Below are 20,130 nucleotides of genomic sequence, written 5' to 3' on the forward strand. Positions count from 1 at the left end.
AAATTATGAAATACATTTTTGCATATTTATTAATAACCTGTTGCTTTGGAGCGTTTGCTCAAACTCCTGAATGGCAGATAAACCCAAATGACTTTGAATACTCAATGACATTTACAGGTATTGCAACTATAAACCAGGAGGAAAATACTAACACAGGTAGCAAAGTCGCAGCATGGGTAGGAAATGAATTACGTGGAACTGCCGACCCAATTTATGTTGAGGCTACAGGTAGATATTATTATCAATTGCTTGTCTATGCAAACACAATTGGAGAAACAGTTACTTTCAGTTTCTATAATGCAGATAATAACCAGATTATCGAATTAAGTAACATAGAAGCTTTTGTTCCGGATAATAACTCAGGTAGTTTTAGTAATCCATATGCCTTCAGAAACTGGGAAAACACAACATTCAATTCCTTTTCTTTTGTTGGTTTCAATTCAGAAGCAGATATAAACCCTACGACAAACACCATTACCATAACATTGCCAGACAATACTGATAAAACAAATCTGGTGGCTCAATATCAATTTGATCATGCCACATCTGTCCAGGTTGACGGACTGGAACAAGAAACAGGGGTCACAGCTAATGACTTTACAGGGCAAGTAAAATACGTGGTAAATACTGGCAGTAACATTTACACCTGGACAGTTATTGTTTATGTTGAAAACTCAACATACTTAGGTGTTGACAATGAATTTAATGAGGAATATACAGTATACCCCAATCCTGCCAAAGAAATACTTAATATCAAATCTGCTGATAAAATAAAAGAGTTTGAAATACTCAATGCATCGGGCAACGTGGTTTTGAAAGGTAATGAGTCTTCAAGCATTGAAGTAGGCAGCTTGTCTCCAGGAGCTTATTTGATCAGGATTCATTCGGACAACAATATTCCGGTTACTATGAAATGGCTTAAATATTAAAAAGCTTTAAAGTTTACAGAATTACAAAACTTATGTTGAATAGCAGAAAGGGCAGGATTAATTTCTGTCCTTTCTGCTTTTTATATTTTCATTTTCTAGTTTCTTCCGCCACCGATTACAACTCCAGCTCTAATAGCAAAGTAGTCCTGGTTTCTGCTTTCTTCTCCTAAAATAATATTATATTCGGCAGTAAATCTAAAGTGTTTCACTTGAAAACCACCTCTTGGAGCAAAGCCGAAATGTTTTCCTAAATAATAACTATCAAAACCCAGATCATTATTCTCGGTAAATTCAGTTATATTATAAACGCCAGCACCAAACCCTGCAAATGGACGAAATGTATTGGTATTGAAAAAATATTTTCCATTTAACGACCATGATCCCATACGTGCTCCTTGAGTATAAAGCTCATCGTCAAATCCAATTAAAACAATCCCATCATATTTAATAGATGCTTCAATCTGGTCTGTTATTTTATATGCTGGTTCAATTCCAAAAAGAAAACCGAACCTCGAACCAAAATCATTATCAAAGGATAGGTTAGCACCAAGATCAACCCCCACACTAAATGGTTTAAATTCTTGTGCACTTGCTGCTACGTTGATAAATACCAAAGCTACTAATGATAGTAAAAACTCTCTCATAAATAAATTAAAAATACAGGTTGAAAATTTTAAAAATTGTGTTGCAATAATAGTTGAATAAATAATTGCCAACAATAGTAATTTGACTAATAATACATCGAATTACATATAAACCATAATTACAAAAATAGTGCCGGACGGGTGGCCAAGCGTTAAAAAACACTCCTGTGAAGTGTTTTAGCGAGGAGCAGGAATGCGGGTGGAATCCCTCCGGCAAGACATAAAAAAACAGCTACCAAATTAATAGTAGCTGCTTTTGCTCTTTTGAGAGTTCATTTTGTGGAGCCGGAAGGGTGACCGAGTATTATAAAACACTCCTGTGAAGTGTTTTAGCGAGGGGCAAGGCTGCGGGAAGCATCCCTCCGGCCATACATAAAAAAAAGCAGCTACCAAATTAATGATAGCTGCCTATGCTCTTTTGAGAGTTCATTCTGTGGAGCCGGACGGGTGGCCGAGCGTTAAAATACACTCCTGTGAAGTGTTTTAGCGAGGAGCAGGAATGCGGGTGGAATCCCTCCGGCAAGACATAAAAAAACAGCTACCAAATTAATAGTAGCTGCTTCTGCTCTTTTGAGAGTTCATTCTGTGGAGCCGGAGGGATTCGAACCCTCGTCCGGATAAGCGACTCATTGCACCGTCTACATGCGTAGTTACCTGTCAGGTTTTCGACTGCATACTGGAAAGGTAACGTTCCTATCTACAGCTTATCTGCTAAAGTTTCGCAATCACTTAGCAGCATCGTGACGCTAGTCTTGCCTGATCGTCACCCCGGTTCAGCACCGACAAAACAAGGCACTGTGGGATGTGGCTCGGGAGTCGATGTTTACCGTCGACTCAACCGCAAAGTCCATTCCGCTTCAAAGAAGTCAGAAATTAGGCAGCCATGGCGTAGTTATTCTCGCCAATTATAGTTTGAGTGAATTGCTTACGGATGTACACTCTTCACCCGGCACGCAAGTACATGACCCATCATACCGTCAAAACCGGTCGGCCCCATTCGTTTATGGAGCTTCCTCGTATGAATACGAAAAATGAAATTCGAAGTTACAAAAAAAGGGCAGGAATAAAGTCCTGCCCTCTAAATATTATTTAGAATGGAAATTAGAATCTTCCACCACCGATTACTGCACCAAATTTAATTGATAAGTAGTTTTGGCTACCTAACTGCTCTTCAACACCTAAAACAGCATTATATTCAGCAGCTAATCTGATATGCTTGAACTGGAAACCAACTTTAGGAGCGAAACCAAATTTTGTTCCACCTACTTCAAAAGTTTCAAAGTTCTCATCAATAGCAGTTGTTGAAGCTATGTTGAAGATACCTAAGCCAAGACCAGCGAAAGGACGGAAATCATTAGTGTTCAAGAAATATCTACCACCAATTAACCAAGATCCAATAGCTGAAGCATCAACTTCAGTTCCATCTTCAGAAACACCTGCTAAAACAGCTCCTTCATATCTTAATGAAGCCTCAAGTTGATCGTTGAATTTCCAAGCTGGCTCAACAGCGAAAATGATACCACCATTTAACTTGTCTCCAGTTGGGATTCCATAACCTAAATCAACACCTACACTAAAAGGCTTGAATTCTTGAGCGTTTGCTGCTACGTTGATAAATACCAATGCTGCGATAGCGAATAATAACTTTTTCATAGTTCTGTAATTAAAAAATTTAGTTGAAATATTCAATTCGGGGACAATGATAGCGCAATATAATTTTATTAACAATAGCTCTTTTATTATTACAATTTTTGAAAAACACTCTGTCGAATATGCTAATCACTGACTTCCAAATACTTACAAGTGTTAGGATGAATCTAGTTATTTAAACATTCTTCAAAAATTACTATCCATCGTATAATTACTCTAAATAAATAAGTCATTAGGCTCATATCATCACACAAACACATACAAGCTTTCATTACTATTTATAATGTAAGAAGAAAATCAATTTTTACTCTTTCAATTAATCAGAACTTTTTATCTTGCAGCGATGGAAAATTTTGTAGTTTCAGCACGTAAGTATAGACCGAAAGGTTTTGACGAAGTTGTAGGTCAAAGTCATATTACCACGACCCTTCAAAATGCCATAGATAAAAACCAGCTTGCACAGGCACTACTTTTTTGTGGGCCTCGTGGTGTTGGTAAAACTACCTGTGCCAGAATTGTCGCTAGGTTAATTAATGGCTTTGAACAAGGCTCTGAAAATAGCTCAATGAATATTTATGAGCTTGACGCTGCTTCAAACAACTCTGTTGATGACATCAGAAACCTCGTAGATCAGGTAAGGTACCCGCCTCAACAAGGAAACTACAAAGTATATATCATAGATGAGGTTCACATGCTTTCGAATGCAGCATTTAATGCATTTTTAAAGACATTGGAAGAGCCACCTCCCTATGCTATTTTCATTTTAGCAACTACAGAAAAGCATAAGATCATACCAACGATTTTATCTCGTTGTCAAATTTATGATTTTAATAGAATTCAGGTTTCGGATATTGCTGATCACCTTAAGGGGATTGCTGATAGAGAAGAAATTAAAACTGAACCTGAAGCATTACATTTAATTGCTCAAAAAGCAGACGGTGCCCTAAGAGATGCACTTTCAATATTCGATCTTATTGTAACATTTTCAAAAGATCGTAATGTCGATTATAAAACGACAATTGATAACCTGCATATTTTAGATTACGACTACTACTTTAAAGTTACTGATGCATTAAAAAATCAAAATAGTGCACAGGCGCTATTGATTTATGATGAAATTCTGAAAAAGGGTTTTGATAGTCATAATTTTATTATTGGTCTGTCTAGTCACTTTAGAGATCTGATGATGTGCAAGGACAAGGAAACAATTAATCTTTTAAATGTTTCTGATAAAGTCAAAGAGAAATATAATGAACAAGCTCAAGCAGTAAGCCAATCATTTATTCTTAGTGCATTAAATCTTTGTAATCAAGCGGATATCCAATATAAAAGCAGCAAGAATCAGCGTTTGCTAATTGAATTAACGTTAATGAAGTTAGCAAATCTGCCTTCAGCACTTTCTTTGGCCGCGGAATTAAAAAAAAAAGTAGTCAGTTAAAAAGTTCACCTGCTAAAGAAGCAGAGAAACCTACGGTTACAGAACAGCCAAGCCAGGAAAAAAAGCCTCTTACTGATCCGGAAAGTATTGAGAAGATGAAGTCTAGGACTTCAGGTGATACCTTGCGTCCTGAAATTAAAGCAGGCTTAAAAGGTAACCTGAAAAAATCCGCCAAACTTCCGGACCTTAACTCTTTAAAGCAAAAGGTTTCTGACTCCACTTATACAAATCAGGAAAGTGTTCAAAATGATAGTCAAGATGAAAATCCGACTAACACATTTGCAAACGACACCAAGCCAGGCGAAAAATTAACATTTAATAAAGAGAATATAAAAACTGCCCTGACTGAGCTTCAAGAAAAAGTCAAGAATTCTAGTGCCCTTTTCCAGGTGATGCTTAAACAACCATTCAAAATAAAAGATGATGGTGAAATAATTTTAAGTATTAACAGTAGCGTCCAGGAAGAACTATTTAAAGAAAGAAAAGGTGAGATTTATGGGTACCTAAAAAGTAGAATTGACCATCCTTCTTTAACGTTGAGCCATGAAGTTGCTGCTAACGATGTTACAGGAAATAAGCTGTATACTGACAGAGATAAATTCGATTACCTCAAAAATGAAGTGCCTTTATTAAAAGACTTGATAGATAGGCTAGGATTAGATCCTGAATCTTAAAAAATGAAAAAGAAAAAAGAGTAGCTTATGCTACTCCCATTTCTTTTATTTCTTGAAGAGCGTTCTCTGTAAGTGGTTTTGTAATGAACTTAATCACATGATCATTATTCACAATCTTATCGATATCTCTTTTATTATCAGAACTCGATAGAATAATCACTTTACATTTATCTTTTACTATCCCTGCAAACTTTTCGAATTCATATAGAAAAACAAAACCATCTACAATTGGCATGTTAATATCTAAAAATATGATATTAGGAAGCTTCTCAGGGTTATCTTTATTTTGCTCTATATACTCCAAGGCACTTTTACCTGAGTTCTTAATTTCTACATTCTTAGCAAAACCGGTGATTTCAATAATCCTTTTACTGATAAAATTATCAGTATCGTTGTCATCCACCAGCATAACCAGATCAATGCTTTTTTCTTCAGCTGTCATTAACTACTTTTTGATTTATTACACTTGCTGATACTCAATTCAAATATATCAATAATTATGAAATAAAAAGTTTATATGTAATGAATTGAATAATATAACTTTCAAACAAGTTCATTTTTGATTCGACTAAAATATAAATTTCTTAGCTATTGTAAAATTTTTAAAGGTTATTTTCCCTCTTTTATTTTTAATTCTTCTCCTTCACTAAGGTCAAAATCCTTTTTATTGTTCCAATCCATAACTTGCTGAATTGTCACTCCATTTTCCCGGGCAATTTTATATAAGCTATCTCCTTTCCTCACAACATAAACCTTATATCCATTGCTTGAAGTGGATTTTTGAGACTCTTCTTTTTGAATATTATAAGCTTTTGCCTCAATAACTCCACTATCATTTTGACCACCAATTTGGGGTATCTTAAGCTCTTGATCAATACTAAGTACTGACCCGATTGTTAGCGAATTTTCCCTTAACAATTCTGAAACTGATATATCATACTTCTTAGAAATAGAATAATAGGTATCTCCTTTAACTACTTTATGTATGGTTTCTGAATCTTTTCTATTTTCAGAAACAGATGTAATACCAGAGGCCTTACTTTCATCATTCTTAGTGCTTTCGATTAATTCAAAATTATCCGGAGTAATGCTACTTCCCTCATTTTGTTCATTTGAATTGCCACTGTCTTTTGTTTTGCCTCCATAACTTATCACATCCAGCCCTGCTTCATTAACAACAACAGTTGGCTTCAAACTATCAGGAGCAATTAATTCCTGGTGATCCAATAATTCCTTTGCAACAACAACTTCTTCTTCAATCTCTGAGGATTCTTTTTTCGTGATCGGAGAAGATGCATTTTCATAAGTATCTTCCTCTACCATCACAGAGTCAACTCTTTCGTTAGTTGCTTCATTGATAGTAAATACTTCTATTTTAGAGCCATTATTATTTCCTTCGAACTCTAAAATCTGACCCCCATCAACTTTCTCACTCTTTTGATTAACCTTAGTATTTTTAATTATTGAAGTATCACCAACTATATTGCCTACACTATTTTCACCTGAAGATGAAGAGATGGAAGGGTAATTGTTTTCTTCAGCATCAAAGTCATCTTCATCAATAACTTTAGTATTAACGTTGACTGCAACAGTCTCCTGGACCTTCGTCTGATTTGCCAAAATATTTTGATCAACATTATTATTTGCTAAAATTTTCTTCGGCTGGGTATCAGGAACAATTTCTTCGGTTTGTTTGTATTTATATGGTTCATCCTTTGGACGTCTGTCTCTTAACCATAAAATCAATCCAGTCTTTACATTTATATCATCCTCACCATCAAGTCTGTTCAATCTGATTAATGATTTAAGCTTTATTCCATACTTCTGGGAAACAGACCAGAGAGTCTCTCCTCCCTTCATTGTATGATAATGTACATTGGCCTTATTCTTTTTCCTTTCTACATAAAAAACCTGGCCATTAGAAATTACTGGCTTTGATTCAAGATCATTGTACTTTAACAAATCTTCTACAGGCAGAGCAGCATGAACAGCAAGCCAATCATAAGTATCACCGCTTTCTGCAATTATAGCTTCCCTGCCATTTATTGTAATTCTTGCAGGGACAATTCCAACGACAGGATCTAACCTTCTTTTAGTCTTAGGTATATTTGAAGCTGTTATAACGGATGGTTTTGGAACACTTAGTCTTTCACCCTTGATATAATATTTTGCTTGATCGGCTGGTACTGGAACAATTAAAGCTATATTCTTATCCGTAGGAACATTCCCCTTACGTAACCATTTGTTATATTCCAGTAATTCTTCTTCGTTAATGTCAAGCTTCCTTGCTATGGTCTTAAGGTCTTTGCCTTGCCCATCATAATATTCCACAAGGACCTTATTATTAGTTTGCTGACGCTGTTGCAAACCATATTCGAAGGCTACCATATGAGCTAAAAATTTCTTAACATACCAATATAGGTTATGATCAAGATTCATTTTCTTAACTCCGTAATTACGCTTGTCAATAACTTTTTCGGCTCCCCCTCTCCCCATCTGATAAGCCTGAAGAGCATAAAGCCAATTATCAAAAAATGCATTATTGTTTTTTAGATATTTCGCAGCACCATGACTTGCAGCCACAATATGCATACGCTCATCAATTCGACGATCAATTTGTAACCCAACTTCAAGGCCTGTAAAGTCCTTAAACTGCCAATAACCCACCGCATTAGATGAACTTACTGCATCTCCAATTAAGGCACTTTCCTGTAAAACCAGATATTTAAACTCTAAAGGAATTTTCTCTTCACTAAATGCCCGCTCGATTAAAGGAAAATACATTATCGCCCTATCAACCTTTTTGTTAAAATATTTGGGATATCTGGTTAAATTATCAACATCAGCCTGTATCTCCTTTCGGAGTTTATGACTTAATTTTAATTTAAGATCTGCAAAATGAATAACCTCCGGTACTTCTGGCGATTGTGCCGAAAGTGAAAAAAATAAAATCGTAGTAAATAAAAAACTAAAAAAAATCTTCATTGCCGCCTGTATCTTATAACTTCTATTTCTTTCTTAAAACCATTAAACCATCTCTAATTGGAAACAATACATTTTCAACTCTGTCATCATTATGAACCCTGTCGTTAAAATCTATTATTGCACGGGTATCATTATCGACTTTCTTGCCTTCAGTATTTACAACTTTACCACTCCATAACACGTTGTCTACCAATATAAAACCTCCCTGGTTAACATTATCAAATACCTGATCATAATAAAGATCGTAATTTTTTTTGTCAGCATCCAGAAAAACCATATCCCATTTTTTATTGAGGGTTGGAATAATTTCCGAAGCCACTCCCTGAATACGTGTAATTCTATCCTGAAAACCGGCTCTTTCTATATAACGTTGTGCCATCTCTTCTATTTCCTCATTCTTGTCAATTGTGAAAATATGACCATTATCTTGCAACCCTTCTGCAAAACAAATAGCACTATAACCAGTATAAGTTCCTACTTCAAGAATATATTTTGGCCTGATCATTTTAGAAATCATTGCTAGCACACGTCCCATCAAATGACCTGAAATCATCCTTGGCATCAAAACATTCAAATTTGTATCTCTGTCAAGCTCTTTTAACACTTCAGACTCCTCCTCTGTATGATCGACAGTATATTTATAGATTTCCTCAGGTAAAAACTGCATGATTAGTTCCTTTCAGGTATAAATGTTAATAAACTCAGATTATCAGCTTGTAGAATTTCGTTTGAAACCTCCAATAAGTCATCCGAACTTATTTGATCAATTTTGGTAAATATTTCTTTCAATGACTCAATTCTATTTAAATCCAATAAGCTCTTAGCCATTAATAACATCAAACTGGCATTATTTTCCTCGGCCATAGCCAATTGCCCCATTATCTGTCCTTTAGCTTTGTGTAATTGAAGTGAGCCAAGCTTCTTAGACTTTAATTGTTCAATTTCTTTATATACCAGGCTTATACATTTTTTCAATTGTCTCTTTTCGGTTCCGAAGAAAACAGCAAACATACCAGTATCTGTAAAAGATTGATATGAAGCATCAATAGCATAGACATAACCATACTTCTCACGAATCCCCATGTTTAGACGTGAGCTCATCGCTGGTCCTCCAAGGATATTAGTCAAAGTGAAAAATGGAAGCCTTTTGTCATCATGTATATTATACGCCTCACAACCAATTGCACAGTGAGCCTGCATTGTATTCCTTTTAACTTCAACATGTCTGGGAATATATTTACCAAAAGGTACTCTTTCAGTAACTCTTACTTTAGGTTCTTGAATTGCCAGATATTTATCTGCTAGGCGTTGTGCTTTCTTCCAGGATATATTTCCAACGATACTAAATACCATTTTTGAGGTATCCATATTATCGGAAATGAACTTTTGAAAATCTTTCTTTTGAAATCCAAGAACACTATTTCTCGTACCTAAAATATTATTTCCCAACGGATGACCTGAGAATATTATCTCATCAAAATCATCCTGAATAGCATCTTCCGGAGAATCATAATACATAGACATTTCCTCGAGAATTACTCCCCTTTCCTTTTCTATCTGTTTTTCAGGAAATACTGAATTAAAAGTAATATCTGAAATTATGTCAACTGCCTTTTCTATATATGTATCTAGAATAGAAGCATAAAAACATATTTTTTCTTTCGTTGTATATGCATTCAGCTCCCCTCCAACACTATCAAGTCTACTGAGTATATGAAAAGCTTTTCTTTTTGAAGTCCCTTTAAAAGCCATATGCTCCCAAAAATGGGCCAAACCAAGTTGGTTTGTATCCTCATCTCGGGAGCCTACGTCTAATACTATTCCGGCATGTACTAGCCGGGTTGATGTTATTTCTTTATGTACTACCTGTATACCATTCGGTAACCTCAAATAGTTATAATCATCCATGCGACACCTTTCCTAACAAAAACAAATCCTTTTAAAATGTAAATTTCGTCGGTGAGTTTTTCTTATCCTCTTTTAAAATCTTTGTTTCGATAGTAACTTTCTTTCTATCCGGAGTCATCAATGCATCATTATTTGAAACATCTTTAACTGGCTCTTCAAAAATATATTCAGTTGTATAAGTCATATCGCCAAACATCTGCATCATTTGCTCAAACTCAGCCTCGGACATATCTTCGTCACTTTCGTCTTTCAACTCATCCTGTAGTTCGCCTTTATCCAAAAAGAAATTTAATCGCTCAAATGATTTCTTATTATACTGAAAGAACTCTCTCTCCTCAAAGTCTTCATTTTCGCTTTTATTCATCTTGTTTAAAGCAGTATTTAATGAATTCACATTATCAAAATCAAACTTTAAACCGAATATGAAAGTGTCTTCATCTGAAATTGATTCAACATTTGTTATTCCTTCTACCGATTCAAGAATCTCCTTATCTTTAACCATGTCCTTATCAAACTTCTTAGTCATGTCAGTAGGACCTCCTTCACCATCAGCTTCACTATCTGCAGAATCTGCCATATTCTGGAACGCTTCCATCATTGGCTTTAATGCTGACATATCAATTGTAAAAGTGTATGTTCCTGAACCATTCTTTTTCAAAAAAATCGTCTCTTTGAAATTGAAACAAGAAGACATCGTAACTACAATCGCTAAAAGCGAAAAAAATAATCGTTTACTCATTTTATCCTTATTTAATCAACTTTTTATATTTAATTCTTGTAGGTTGAGTATTCCCCAACCTCTTTTTGCGGTTTTCTTCGTACTCTGTGAAATTCCCTTCAAACCAATATACTTGAGAATCTCCTTCAAATGCTAAAATATGAGTACATACTCTATCTAAAAACCATCTATCGTGGGAAATTATAACTGCACTTCCAGCAAAATTCTCTATACCTTCCTCAAGAGCTCTTAACGTATTTACATCAAGGTCGTTGGTTGGTTCATCAAGAAGTATAAGGTTTGCTCCTTCTTTTAAAGTCATTGCAAGATGCACTCTGTTTCTTTCTCCTCCAGATAAATTACCTACTTTTTTCTCCTGATCAGAACCACTGAAATTGAATCTGCTTACATATGCCCTGCTATTAACCTTGTTATTGCCAAGTTCAATCCATTCGTTACCTTCTGAGATTGCTTGCCACACCGAATCTTCCGGTTTAAGGTTATCATGTTCCTGATCAACATAGGCCAATTTAACTGTAGAACCTGTTTCAAAGTCTCCCGAATCAGGAGTTTCTTTACCTGTAATCAGGTTGAATAAAGTAGTTTTTCCTGCTCCATTCGGACCAATAACTCCTACGACACCTCCCTGTGGTAATGCAAATGATAAATTTTCAAATAAAACTTTATCTCCAAATGCCTTGCTGACATTATTGGCTTCGATCACTTTCGACCCTAACCTCGGTCCTGGTGGAATATATAATTCTAGAGAAGCTTCTTTTTCCTTTGACTCCTCACCAGCCATTTTATCATAAGCATTTAATCTTGCTTTTTGCTTAGCATGACGTCCTTTAGGAGTCATTCTAATCCACTCCAGCTCTCGTTGTAACGTTTTCTGACGCTTGGATTCTGACTTTTCCTCTTCAGAAAGTCTTGTTTGTTTTTGTTCAAGCCAGGAAGAATAGTTTCCTTTCCATGGAATACCATGACCTCTGTCTAGCTCCAAAATCCAGCCTGCTACGTTATCAAGGAAATATCTATCGTGGGTTACAGCTATTACAGTTCCTTTATATTTTTGTAAATGTTGCTCTAACCAAAGTACTGACTCAGCATCTAAGTGGTTAGTTGGCTCATCCAGCAATAACACATCAGGCTCCTGAAGTAACAATCGACACAATGCAACTCTCCTTTTTTCCCCTCCTGATAAAACTGAAATCTTTTTATCAGCTGGTGGAGTACGTAAAGCATCCATTGCAATTTCAAGTTTTGTATCTAGCTCCCATGCATTCAGCTGATCAAGTTTTTCCTGAACTTCACCTTGCTTTTCGATAAGATCATTCATCAAATCTGCATTTTCCAATACTTCAGGATCAGCAAATCGATTATTAATTTCTTCGTATTCTTTTAACAATGCAACAGTCTCTCCGGCTCCTTCTTCAATTACCTCGCGAACAGTTTTGTCTTTATCAAGCTCAGGTTCCTGCTCAAGTAATCCAACAGTATATCCTTTACTAAAAGCCACTTCCCCTTGATAATCTTTATCTATTCCGGCGATAATTTTAAGCAAACTAGACTTACCGCTACCGTTAAGTCCGATTACTCCAATCTTTGCCCCATAGAAGAATGAGAGATAAATATCTTTTAAAACCTGTTTCTTTGGTGGAAATATCTTTCCAACCCCTGACATTGAAAAAATTATTTTTTCGTCACTCATATTATTACGTCAAATGCTAAGTCTCTGAAAATAAATTTGATAATTATATAATAATTTAATACAATTTTTCGATAGAATAACTAAAAGAAAAATTTGTCGTCTTAAACTTTGCAAAGTTAACAGTAAGATTTATATTCTTTGCAGAAGAAATCAATAATTGGTTTGATTATTCAGATGAATTTTTATTTTTGCGGAAAATTAGACTTTATAAACAGAGTAAGTTATGTACTGGACATTAGAACTTGCGTCGTATTTGGAGGATGCCCCATGGCCGGCAACAAAAGACGAGTTGATTGACTTTTCAATCAGATCAGGTGCTCCACTTGAAGTAGTTGAAAATCTTCAGGAACTTGAAGATGACGGACAACCTTATGAGAGTATTGAGGAGATATGGCCCGACTATCCGACGAAAGAAGACTTTTTCTTCAACGAAGACGAATATTAAAATATATTCCCCCTGTAATAAGATTTCAGGGGGACTTCTTATCCATTCAACAGAGCTTCTGCTAATAACATATCCTCAGGTGTTGTGATTTTTATATTGTCATAATCACCAATGACGATATTAATTGCTTTACCTGTATTTTCATAAACACTGGCATCGTCTGTGAATTCATAATTTGACGCAGACTTAAAAGCACTTTTTATTTGCTCAACCCTAAATACTTGTGGGGTTTGAACTATTAAATACTCCGCTCGGTTTACTGATTGAGTTAAAAGGCTTTCATGGTTTTTAATAACTCTTAATGAATCCTTTGGATACACACAAACAACACCGCTTCCGTAAACCTCAGCTGAACTAAATGCTTCCTTAATGACCTTTTCATTAATCATTGGCCTTACACCATCATGAATAGCAACAATGCCATCTTCGCCAATTGCCATCAACCCATTTTCGACTGAATTCATTCTGGTAACTCCTCCCGAAACTATTTTGTGACTTATATTAAATTCAAACTCTACACATAAACTCTTCCAGTAGTTATGCTGTGCTTGAGGTAAAACAACCACAATTTCAAGATCATTATCAAAAGCTTTATAAAATCGCTCAATAGTGTGCATCAGAACAGGCTTCCCTTTTAATTTAAGAAACTGTTTTGGAACATCTGATCTCATTCGGGAGCCCGAACCACCAGCTACGATAATTACATATTTTTTCATTGGCAAAAAAAATTCCGACCCTTTTGGAGCCGGAATTTATCAAGAATATTTCATATTTTATATGATCAACATTGCATCACCATAAGAGAAGAATCTGTAACCTTCTTTAATAGCGATATCATATGCTTCCATTATCAAATCATATCCTCCGAATGCAGCACTCATCATCAATAATGTTGACTCAGGAAGATGAAAATTAGTTAACAAAGCATCACAAATCTTAAATTCGTATGGAGGGAAAATAAATTTATCAGTCCATCCCGAATTAGCTTTAAGCTCGTTATTTGCATTCACAGACGATTCTAAAGCTCTCATTGCCGTGGTACCTACAGCGCAAATTTTCCTTTTGTTACTTCTGGCATCATTTACAATGTCAACAGTAGACTGGGGAACTGTAAAGTTCTCACTGTCCATTTTATGCTTGGTAAGGTCTTCAACATCAACAGGTCTGAATGTACCTAATCCTATATGCATAGTTATAGGAGCTATTTCAACACCCTTTAATTCCAACCTTTTAACTACGTGAGGCGTAAAATGCAAACCTGCACTAGGAACTGCTACAGCACCTACTTTTTCATCGTTTGCGAAAATTGTCTGGTAACGCTCTCTATCTTCAGCTTCGGTTTCTCTTTTAATCTCTCTTGGAAGAGGAGTTTCACCAAGTGAATCTATCGTTCCATAAAACTCTTCATCAGTTCCATCAAATAAGAACCTGATTGTCCTTCCTCTTGAAGTTGTATTGTCAACTACTTCTGCAACAAGGTCACTTTCTCCAAAATATAACTTGTTACCCACACGGATTTTACGTGCCGGGTCTACTAACACATCCCAAAGGTGAAGTTCTTTATTCAACTCTCTAAGGAGAAAAACTTCGATCTTCGCCCCGGTTTTTTCTTTATTACCATACATCCTTGCCGGAAACACTTTTGTATCGTTTGGAACGAATACATCATGCTCGTCAAAATAATCGATAATATCTTTAAATTGCTTATGCTCGATTGTTCCTTCTTTGCGGTTAACAACCATTAAGCGTGATTCATCCCTGTTTTCAGCCGGATATAACGCAATAGAACCTTCGGGCAAATCGAATTTGAACTCTGATAACTTCATAAGTATATTTACACTATATTGTTCAAAATGAACAGAATAATTCAAGGTTGCAAATCTAATGAATTGTTTTTTATTTTCTTAGCAATCATTTCTTACTTCTGACAAACACAGCTAAATAAATCAAAAAGATGCTTAGGCAGTTATACGAAAGCTTCATTTTTGCCTTTACGGCACTTAAATCAAATTTACTGAGAACCACTCTTTCTCTCCTCGGTGTTACAGTAGGAATTTTCCTAATTATTGCTGTTTATACTCTTGTAGATTCACTTGAAAGAAACATTAAGGATAGCTTCTCTTTCCTTGGAGCTGGCGTGGTTTACGTCCAAAAATGGCCATTTGTAGGAGGTCCTGATTTTCCTTGGTGGGAATATATCAAAAGACCTCAGGCAACTTATCAGGAATATGAGTTATTACGAGACAATCTTAAAAATCAAAATGGGGTTGCGATAATAACAGACATCAGAGGTAGAACATTTAAACATGGCTCAAATAGTATGGGTACTGTAATTCTTACTGGTGGTACCTTCGATTATTATAAATTACTTGATACTCCTATTGAAGATGGACGATATTTTTCTATGCAAGAAGTAGAAGGTGGTCGACCTGTAGCAATAATAGGTAAAACAGTAGCCAACTCACTTTTTCCTAATGAATCACCTATTGGAAAGGAAATTAAACATCGCGGATACAAATTTAAAGTCATCGGTTTAATGGAAAAAGCCGGAGAAAGTATCCTTGGTATAGAAAGTAATGATGACAAGGTCGTGATTCCATTTAAGGCTTTTCAAAAATTATATCTTACAGGAAGTAAATACAATGGTATAGAGGCTGCAATTGGTATTAGCGGACTTGAAGAAGATACTGATTTAAATCAACTTACAGCCGAAATCAAAGGAGTTTTAAGGCCTGCAAGAGGGCTTAGGCCTGGAGAAAAAGATGATTTTTCTATTAACAAACCTGAAGCTATCGCTGATGCAGTATCAGGAGTTTTTGTAGTTTTTAATACCGCAGGAACAATAATCGGGTTATGCGCCATTCTTATTGGAGGGTTCGGTATTGCCAATATAATGTTTGTTACTGTGAAAGAAAGAACTCCACTTATCGGGATTCAAAAATCATTAGGTGCAAAAAATTATTTTATCTTATCTCAATTTCTATTTGAATCATTACTATTGAGTCTTATCGGAGGCTTTGCAGGAATATTATTGGTATACCTCCTTACTTTTGTTCCTTTGGGTAGTCTTCAAATTATATTAACAGCAAAGAATGTAATCATAGGGGTAATCATTGCTTCTTTAACAGGAGTATTATCCGGGTTAATTCCGGCAGCTAAGGCAGCTAATCTTGATCCGGTAATTGCAATTAGATCATAACTGAAACCAAATAAAAAATATAAAAGGCCGAAATCTTGTTAGATTTCGGCCTTTCTAATTAACAAAAACAATTCTTAAATCATAACAGCAACTTGTGTAAGGCTTGAAGAAACCCTTAACTTCTGTGCGTCAATAACTGATTTATTAAGTTCAAATTTTAACTTACCATTCACAACGATAAAGTTAATTGAACTTCCTCTTTTACCTAAACCTCTTTCTTCAGTAATTAGCAAAATTGGCTTCCCTGCTGTCTGAGCTTTATAATTATCGAAATCTTTCGTGCCATCTTTGCCTAAAACAACTATTTGCAATCCATTAACCTGAGAAGCACTATTAATTTTTCTAACTACAATCTTCCCTCCAGGCCTAGGCTTTCCATTTAGTTTTGACTCAATTTCTTTGAACAAGGCATCGTTGCCAGTTACTCCGATTACAAAATCTCCATTGCTGCTCGTCGCTGGCCATTCAATGTACTTGATAAAGTGGTGAATGAACATCGACTGCACGTTTTCTAAATCTCCTTGGGCGAATGCTGCTAACCCAAAAAATAATGTAAATCCGAAGGCTAGAAATCCTTTCTTCACACCATTCATTTTCATAATTTGATTAATTAGAGTACAATTATCAGTTATTTATACTGCAAAGATTACAATAGTAACCTTAACTCTGTCATTGTAAGCTTAAAAAAGTACTATATTCTTAAAATATTTATACTCAAAGTAAAATGAGCAACAAAAAAGCAGTAATGAATCATTACTGCTTAATATACAATGAGTTACTTTAATACGATCATTTCTCTTTCACAACTTCTTTCTCTTCCTGATCTTTACCTGAGATTTTATCTTTAATCTTTTTCTCCAATTCTTCCATTAATTCAGGGTTATCAAGGATAAGTTTTTTAATTGCTTCCCGACCTTGACCCAGTCTGTTTCCATCATAACTAAACCAACTTCCGGCCTTGTCAAGAATCCCCATTTCCACTCCTATATCTATTATTTCTCCAACTTTGGAAATGCCTTCTCCATATAAAATATCAAACTCAACAACTTTAAAAGGAGGTGCTACTTTATTTTTCACAACCTTTACTCTGGTTCTGTTTCCTTGAATCGAATCAGCACTTTCCTTAATCTGTCCGATTCTTCTTATGTCAAGTCTTACTGATGCATAAAATTTCAATGCGTTACCACCAGTCGTCGTTTCAGGGTTACCAAACATAACCCCAATCTTTTCTCTCAACTGGTTAATGAAAATACATGTACACTTAGTTTTGTTAATTGCTCCGGTAAGCTTTCGTAACGCTTGAGACATCAATCTCGCCTGAAGCCCCATCTTACTGTCTCCCATTTCACCTTCTAACTCCCCTTTTGGAACAAGAGCAGCAACAGAGTCTATAACAACAATGTCTAAAGCTCCTGATCTGATTAAGTGTTCAGCAATCTCTAAAGCCTGCTCACCATTATCTGGCTGAGATATAAGTAAATTTTCAGTATCAATACCAAGTTTTTCAGCATAAGTCTTGTCAAAAGCATGCTCAGCATCAACAATTGCTGCCATACCTCCTGCTTTTTGAGCCTCAGCTATCGCATGCATTGCTAAAGTTGTCTTACCAGAAGATTCAGGACCATAAATCTCGATAATTCTTCCTCGAGGAAGACCTCCAACACCCAAGGCAATATCCAATCCAACCGAACCGGTAGAGATTGCAGGTACATCAACCACTCGCTCATCACTAAGCTTCATGATTGTGCCTTTCCCATAGGTTTTTTCAAGTTTATCTATAGTCAGCTGCAGCGCCTTCAGCTTTTCATTTTTTTCAGACTTATCTGCCATTTTTATTCTATTTTTATTATTTATTTCAACGATCGAATTTACATCATTAAGGGCAATTGCCAAACAAATAAACGTTTATATAAGATTATTCGTTCAGGGCAATTTATATTTATTAGCATTATTGATAATTATGTTTAAAACAAAAAAATCTAAAATAACACTTGTAACCTTTATAATCATTCTTGTGGCATTAACCTGGAACCACAAGTTAATTTATTATGGTTTAAAACAAGGTTATGGCCAATTATCTATTATCAATAACTCAGTCCCAATTAATGAATTACTTAATTCAAAAACTCTTCCGGACTCCACTGCTGAATTACTTTCTTCTGTAAATGAAATCAGAAATTTTGCATTTAATGACTTGGGGCTTAAAAAAAATGACAACTACACAGAGTTTTATGATCATGGGAATGATCCTCTTATGTTTGTTGTTAGTGGTTGTTCACCATTTAGTTTCTCCCCTAAAGAATGGTCTTTCCCGATAATTGGTTCCTTTTCCTACAAAGGTTTTTTTGATAAAGAAATGGCCAAAACAGAATATGAGAATATCATTGATGAAGGACTTGATGCTTACATTAGAACAGCTGGAGGTTGGTCTACCCTTGGGTATTTTAATGACCCCGTATTATCTAGTATGCTTTATGATGGGGAAGCTAGTCTGGCAGAAACTTTAATTCATGAATTATTCCATGGAACCTTGTTTTTAAAAGACAGCCTGACATTTAACGAAAATCTGGCTTCTTTTTTTGGCACGAAAGGTGCACTGATATACGTTGAAAAAAAATATGGAAACCAAAGTAACATCTATAAAAATTTCACAAATGAACTTATTGACAGAAATTCGTATATAAACTATATGGTTAGCCAAACAGCAAAACTTGATCGATTATATAACTCGATTAGCTATTTGCCTGAAAAATATAAAAGTGAAGTAAAAAACAGATATATCGAAGTAATTAAAAGTCAAATGATGTCAATTTCATTCAACAATAAAGATTACTACGATATATTTGAAAAAAGAGAATTAAACAATGCATACCTGATGTCATTTATTAGGTATACAGGACATAGAAAAATGCTTGATTCTATTTTAATCGTTAAGTACAATGGCGATATAAAAGAGATGATTAGTGATTATATAAAAAACTATAATTAAATAATGATGAAAGTTGCATTGCGATATCTGGCAATACTGACAATATTAGTCATGTCAGCTTTTACCGTTCAAGACAATTCATATCGGTCATTAAAACAGGAAAGCTTTGGACCTGGCGAGGTACTGAATTACCGTATTCATTATGGAATATTCAATGCCGCAAAAGCCACAATGACAGTCAGCGATAAAATCTACAAATTAAATGATCGACCTTGCTACAGAATTGACATTAAAGGTAGCACATCAGGTGCTGTAGAAATGTTTTATCAGGTGGATGATAGATGGGGAACTTATATGGATACAGCAGCACTTATCCCTCATAGGTTTTATCGTTTTATAAAAGAAAATAAGTATAGGAAAAATGAAATTGTTGATTTCGATCAAAAGACTGGCAAGGCTCATGTTACATACTTGAGTAAAGATTCTAAAACAGTTGAAAATAAAAATTCCTTTCAAGTTCCTCAAAATGTACTTGACCTGGTCAGTGGCTACTATTTTTTCAGAACATTAAATTTTGACTCCTATAACCCGGGAGATCAAGTGGACCTCTCTGGCTTCTTTGATGATGAAGTGTATAAGTTTCAATTGAGGTATCTTAGAAAAGAAACAATTAAAACAAAGCTGGGTAAAATGGAGGCTTACGTAATCGCCCCAGTAATGCCTGATAATGAAGTTTTTGATGGTGAAGATAGTATTGAAGCATGGATTAGCGCCGACAAAAATCGCATTCCTTTAAAAATTAGAGCAAAAATGTTCATCGGAGCAGTTGAAGTTGACATCACAAGTGTTGAAGGTTTGAAGAATGATCTCGGTGATATTTGAATAAGTAAATGAAAACAG

19 protein-coding genes and 1 other RNA gene are annotated in these 20,130 nt (G+C 35.3%); 7 read left to right on the forward strand and 13 right to left on the reverse strand.

Annotation, left to right across the window (positions count from 1 at the left end; all coding sequences use genetic code 11):
• Positions 1-5: 5 nt before the first annotated feature.
• Complete coding sequence (locus HH304_RS14120; protein ID WP_169682744.1) at positions 6-929, forward strand: T9SS type A sorting domain-containing protein; 924 nt, start codon at positions 6-8, stop codon at positions 927-929.
• Between the two features lie 95 nt (positions 930-1,024).
• Here the strand turns inward: HH304_RS14120 and HH304_RS14125 are convergent, their stop codons facing one another.
• From HH304_RS14125 to HH304_RS14135, 3 genes are all read right to left on the reverse strand, one after another.
• On the reverse strand, positions 1,025-1,573 hold the full coding sequence (locus HH304_RS14125) for an outer membrane beta-barrel protein (RefSeq protein ID WP_169682746.1): 549 nt from the start codon (positions 1,571-1,573) through the stop codon (positions 1,025-1,027).
• Positions 1,574-2,156: 583 nt separating this feature from the next.
• Positions 2,157-2,568: a transfer-messenger RNA gene (gene ssrA / locus HH304_RS14130) on the reverse strand.
• 106 nt (positions 2,569-2,674) lie between these two features.
• Complete coding sequence (locus HH304_RS14135) at positions 2,675-3,226, reverse strand: porin family protein (RefSeq protein ID WP_169682748.1); 552 nt, start codon at positions 3,224-3,226, stop codon at positions 2,675-2,677.
• A gap of 340 nt (positions 3,227-3,566) precedes the next feature.
• On the opposite strand from HH304_RS14135, the gene dnaX reads away from it, so the two are divergent.
• Positions 3,567-4,661, forward strand: coding sequence for a DNA polymerase III subunit gamma/tau (dnaX, locus tag HH304_RS14140; RefSeq protein ID WP_169682749.1), 1,095 nt, complete (start codon positions 3,567-3,569; stop codon positions 4,659-4,661).
• Positions 4,662-4,756: 95 nt separating this feature from the next.
• Complete coding sequence (locus tag HH304_RS14145) at positions 4,757-5,335, forward strand: hypothetical protein (RefSeq protein WP_169682752.1); 579 nt, start codon at positions 4,757-4,759, stop codon at positions 5,333-5,335.
• A 25-nt stretch (positions 5,336-5,360) separates the two neighbouring features.
• Here the strand turns inward: HH304_RS14145 and HH304_RS14150 are convergent, their stop codons facing one another.
• From HH304_RS14150 to ettA, 6 genes are all read right to left on the reverse strand, one after another.
• Positions 5,361-5,777, reverse strand: coding sequence for a response regulator (locus HH304_RS14150; RefSeq protein ID WP_271711625.1), 417 nt, complete (start codon positions 5,775-5,777; stop codon positions 5,361-5,363).
• A gap of 167 nt (positions 5,778-5,944) precedes the next feature.
• Positions 5,945-8,320, reverse strand: a complete 2,376-nt coding sequence (locus HH304_RS14155) for a LysM peptidoglycan-binding domain-containing protein (protein WP_169682753.1) — start codon at positions 8,318-8,320, stop codon at positions 5,945-5,947.
• A gap of 22 nt (positions 8,321-8,342) precedes the next feature.
• The gene (locus tag HH304_RS14160; protein ID WP_169682755.1) at positions 8,343-8,987 is read right to left on the reverse strand and encodes an O-methyltransferase; all 645 of its coding nucleotides are present in this window, start codon (positions 8,985-8,987) and stop codon (positions 8,343-8,345) included.
• Between the two features lie 2 nt (positions 8,988-8,989).
• A complete protein-coding gene (locus tag HH304_RS14165) occupies positions 8,990-10,228 on the reverse strand; it encodes a M16 family metallopeptidase (protein ID WP_169682757.1) in 1,239 nt (412 codons plus the stop codon).
• A gap of 31 nt (positions 10,229-10,259) precedes the next feature.
• Positions 10,260-10,967 carry a hypothetical protein gene (locus HH304_RS14170; RefSeq protein WP_169682759.1) on the reverse strand — a complete coding sequence of 236 codons (708 nt, stop codon included), beginning with the start codon at positions 10,965-10,967 and terminating at the stop codon, positions 10,260-10,262.
• A 7-nt stretch (positions 10,968-10,974) separates the two neighbouring features.
• Positions 10,975-12,657 (reverse strand): energy-dependent translational throttle protein EttA, encoded by a 1,683-nt coding sequence (gene ettA, locus HH304_RS14175; RefSeq protein ID WP_169682761.1) that lies wholly within the window; start codon positions 12,655-12,657, stop codon positions 10,975-10,977.
• Between the two features lie 223 nt (positions 12,658-12,880).
• Here ettA and HH304_RS14180 point away from each other — a divergent pair, with 223 nt between their 5' ends.
• A complete protein-coding gene (locus HH304_RS14180; RefSeq protein ID WP_009196519.1) occupies positions 12,881-13,102 on the forward strand; it encodes a DUF2795 domain-containing protein in 222 nt (73 codons plus the stop codon).
• A gap of 38 nt (positions 13,103-13,140) precedes the next feature.
• Here HH304_RS14180 and HH304_RS14185 read toward each other — a convergent pair whose 3' ends face one another.
• Both HH304_RS14185 and queA read right to left on the reverse strand, forming a co-directional pair.
• Entirely contained in the window at positions 13,141-13,818 is a 678-nt protein-coding gene (locus HH304_RS14185) for a 2-C-methyl-D-erythritol 4-phosphate cytidylyltransferase (RefSeq protein WP_169682763.1), read from the reverse strand.
• A 57-nt stretch (positions 13,819-13,875) separates the two neighbouring features.
• Positions 13,876-14,928 carry a tRNA preQ1(34) S-adenosylmethionine ribosyltransferase-isomerase QueA gene (queA, locus tag HH304_RS14190; RefSeq protein ID WP_169682765.1) on the reverse strand — a complete coding sequence of 351 codons (1,053 nt, stop codon included), beginning with the start codon at positions 14,926-14,928 and terminating at the stop codon, positions 13,876-13,878.
• 128 nt (positions 14,929-15,056) lie between these two features.
• Between queA and HH304_RS14195 the strand changes: the two genes are divergently transcribed.
• Positions 15,057-16,301 (forward strand): ABC transporter permease, encoded by a 1,245-nt coding sequence (locus tag HH304_RS14195; RefSeq protein ID WP_169682767.1) that lies wholly within the window; start codon positions 15,057-15,059, stop codon positions 16,299-16,301.
• A 74-nt stretch (positions 16,302-16,375) separates the two neighbouring features.
• On the opposite strand, the gene HH304_RS14200 is transcribed toward HH304_RS14195, so the two are convergent.
• Both HH304_RS14200 and recA read right to left on the reverse strand, forming a co-directional pair.
• On the reverse strand, positions 16,376-16,900 hold the full coding sequence (locus HH304_RS14200) for a YfiR family protein (protein WP_169682769.1): 525 nt from the start codon (positions 16,898-16,900) through the stop codon (positions 16,376-16,378).
• A 190-nt stretch (positions 16,901-17,090) separates the two neighbouring features.
• On the reverse strand, positions 17,091-18,131 hold the full coding sequence (gene recA, locus HH304_RS14205; RefSeq protein ID WP_169682771.1) for a recombinase RecA: 1,041 nt from the start codon (positions 18,129-18,131) through the stop codon (positions 17,091-17,093).
• Positions 18,132-18,261: 130 nt separating this feature from the next.
• Between recA and HH304_RS14210 the strand changes: the two genes are divergently transcribed.
• Together HH304_RS14210 and HH304_RS14215 are read left to right on the forward strand one after the other, a co-directional pair.
• The gene (locus tag HH304_RS14210) at positions 18,262-19,290 is read left to right on the forward strand and encodes an aminopeptidase (protein WP_169682773.1); all 1,029 of its coding nucleotides are present in this window, start codon (positions 18,262-18,264) and stop codon (positions 19,288-19,290) included.
• Between the two features lie 3 nt (positions 19,291-19,293).
• Positions 19,294-20,112 (forward strand): DUF3108 domain-containing protein, encoded by an 819-nt coding sequence (locus HH304_RS14215; protein ID WP_271711626.1) that lies wholly within the window; start codon positions 19,294-19,296, stop codon positions 20,110-20,112.
• Positions 20,113-20,130 lie beyond the last annotated feature (18 nt).

Source organism: Marinigracilibium pacificum, from assembly GCF_012926615.1.
In the GTDB taxonomy this organism is placed as follows: Bacteria; Bacteroidota; Bacteroidia; order Cytophagales; family Cyclobacteriaceae; genus Mangrovivirga; species Mangrovivirga pacifica.

Excerpts from the sequence above, each read along its gene's own strand:
- HH304_RS14185 (WP_169682763.1), bottom strand. The coding sequence starts at position 13,818 with ATGAAAAAATATGTAATTATCGTAGCTGGTGGTTCGGGCTCCCGAATG.
- HH304_RS14180 (WP_009196519.1), top strand. The coding sequence starts at position 12,881 with ATGTACTGGACATTAGAACTTGCGTCGTATTTGGAGGATGCCCCATGG.
- HH304_RS14170 (WP_169682759.1), bottom strand. The coding sequence starts at position 10,967 with ATGAGTAAACGATTATTTTTTTCGCTTTTAGCGATTGTAGTTACGATG.
- dnaX (WP_169682749.1), top strand. The coding sequence starts at position 3,567 with ATGGAAAATTTTGTAGTTTCAGCACGTAAGTATAGACCGAAAGGTTTT.
- HH304_RS14160 (WP_169682755.1), bottom strand. The coding sequence starts at position 8,987 with ATGCAGTTTTTACCTGAGGAAATCTATAAATATACTGTCGATCATACA.
- HH304_RS14210 (WP_169682773.1), top strand. The coding sequence starts at position 18,262 with ATGTTTAAAACAAAAAAATCTAAAATAACACTTGTAACCTTTATAATC.
- ettA (WP_169682761.1), bottom strand. The coding sequence starts at position 12,657 with ATGAGTGACGAAAAAATAATTTTTTCAATGTCAGGGGTTGGAAAGATA.
- recA (WP_169682771.1), bottom strand. The coding sequence starts at position 18,131 with ATGGCAGATAAGTCTGAAAAAAATGAAAAGCTGAAGGCGCTGCAGCTG.
- HH304_RS14150 (WP_271711625.1), bottom strand. The coding sequence starts at position 5,777 with ATGACAGCTGAAGAAAAAAGCATTGATCTGGTTATGCTGGTGGATGAC.
- HH304_RS14155 (WP_169682753.1), bottom strand. The coding sequence starts at position 8,320 with ATGAAGATTTTTTTTAGTTTTTTATTTACTACGATTTTATTTTTTTCA.
- HH304_RS14215 (WP_271711626.1), top strand. The coding sequence starts at position 19,294 with ATGATGAAAGTTGCATTGCGATATCTGGCAATACTGACAATATTAGTC.
- HH304_RS14145 (WP_169682752.1), top strand. The coding sequence starts at position 4,757 with ATGAAGTCTAGGACTTCAGGTGATACCTTGCGTCCTGAAATTAAAGCA.
- HH304_RS14200 (WP_169682769.1), bottom strand. The coding sequence starts at position 16,900 with ATGAAAATGAATGGTGTGAAGAAAGGATTTCTAGCCTTCGGATTTACA.
- queA (WP_169682765.1), bottom strand. The coding sequence starts at position 14,928 with ATGAAGTTATCAGAGTTCAAATTCGATTTGCCCGAAGGTTCTATTGCG.
- HH304_RS14120 (WP_169682744.1), top strand. The coding sequence starts at position 6 with ATGAAATACATTTTTGCATATTTATTAATAACCTGTTGCTTTGGAGCG.
- HH304_RS14195 (WP_169682767.1), top strand. The coding sequence starts at position 15,057 with ATGCTTAGGCAGTTATACGAAAGCTTCATTTTTGCCTTTACGGCACTT.
- HH304_RS14165 (WP_169682757.1), bottom strand. The coding sequence starts at position 10,228 with ATGGATGATTATAACTATTTGAGGTTACCGAATGGTATACAGGTAGTA.
- HH304_RS14135 (WP_169682748.1), bottom strand. The coding sequence starts at position 3,226 with ATGAAAAAGTTATTATTCGCTATCGCAGCATTGGTATTTATCAACGTA.
- HH304_RS14125 (WP_169682746.1), bottom strand. The coding sequence starts at position 1,573 with ATGAGAGAGTTTTTACTATCATTAGTAGCTTTGGTATTTATCAACGTA.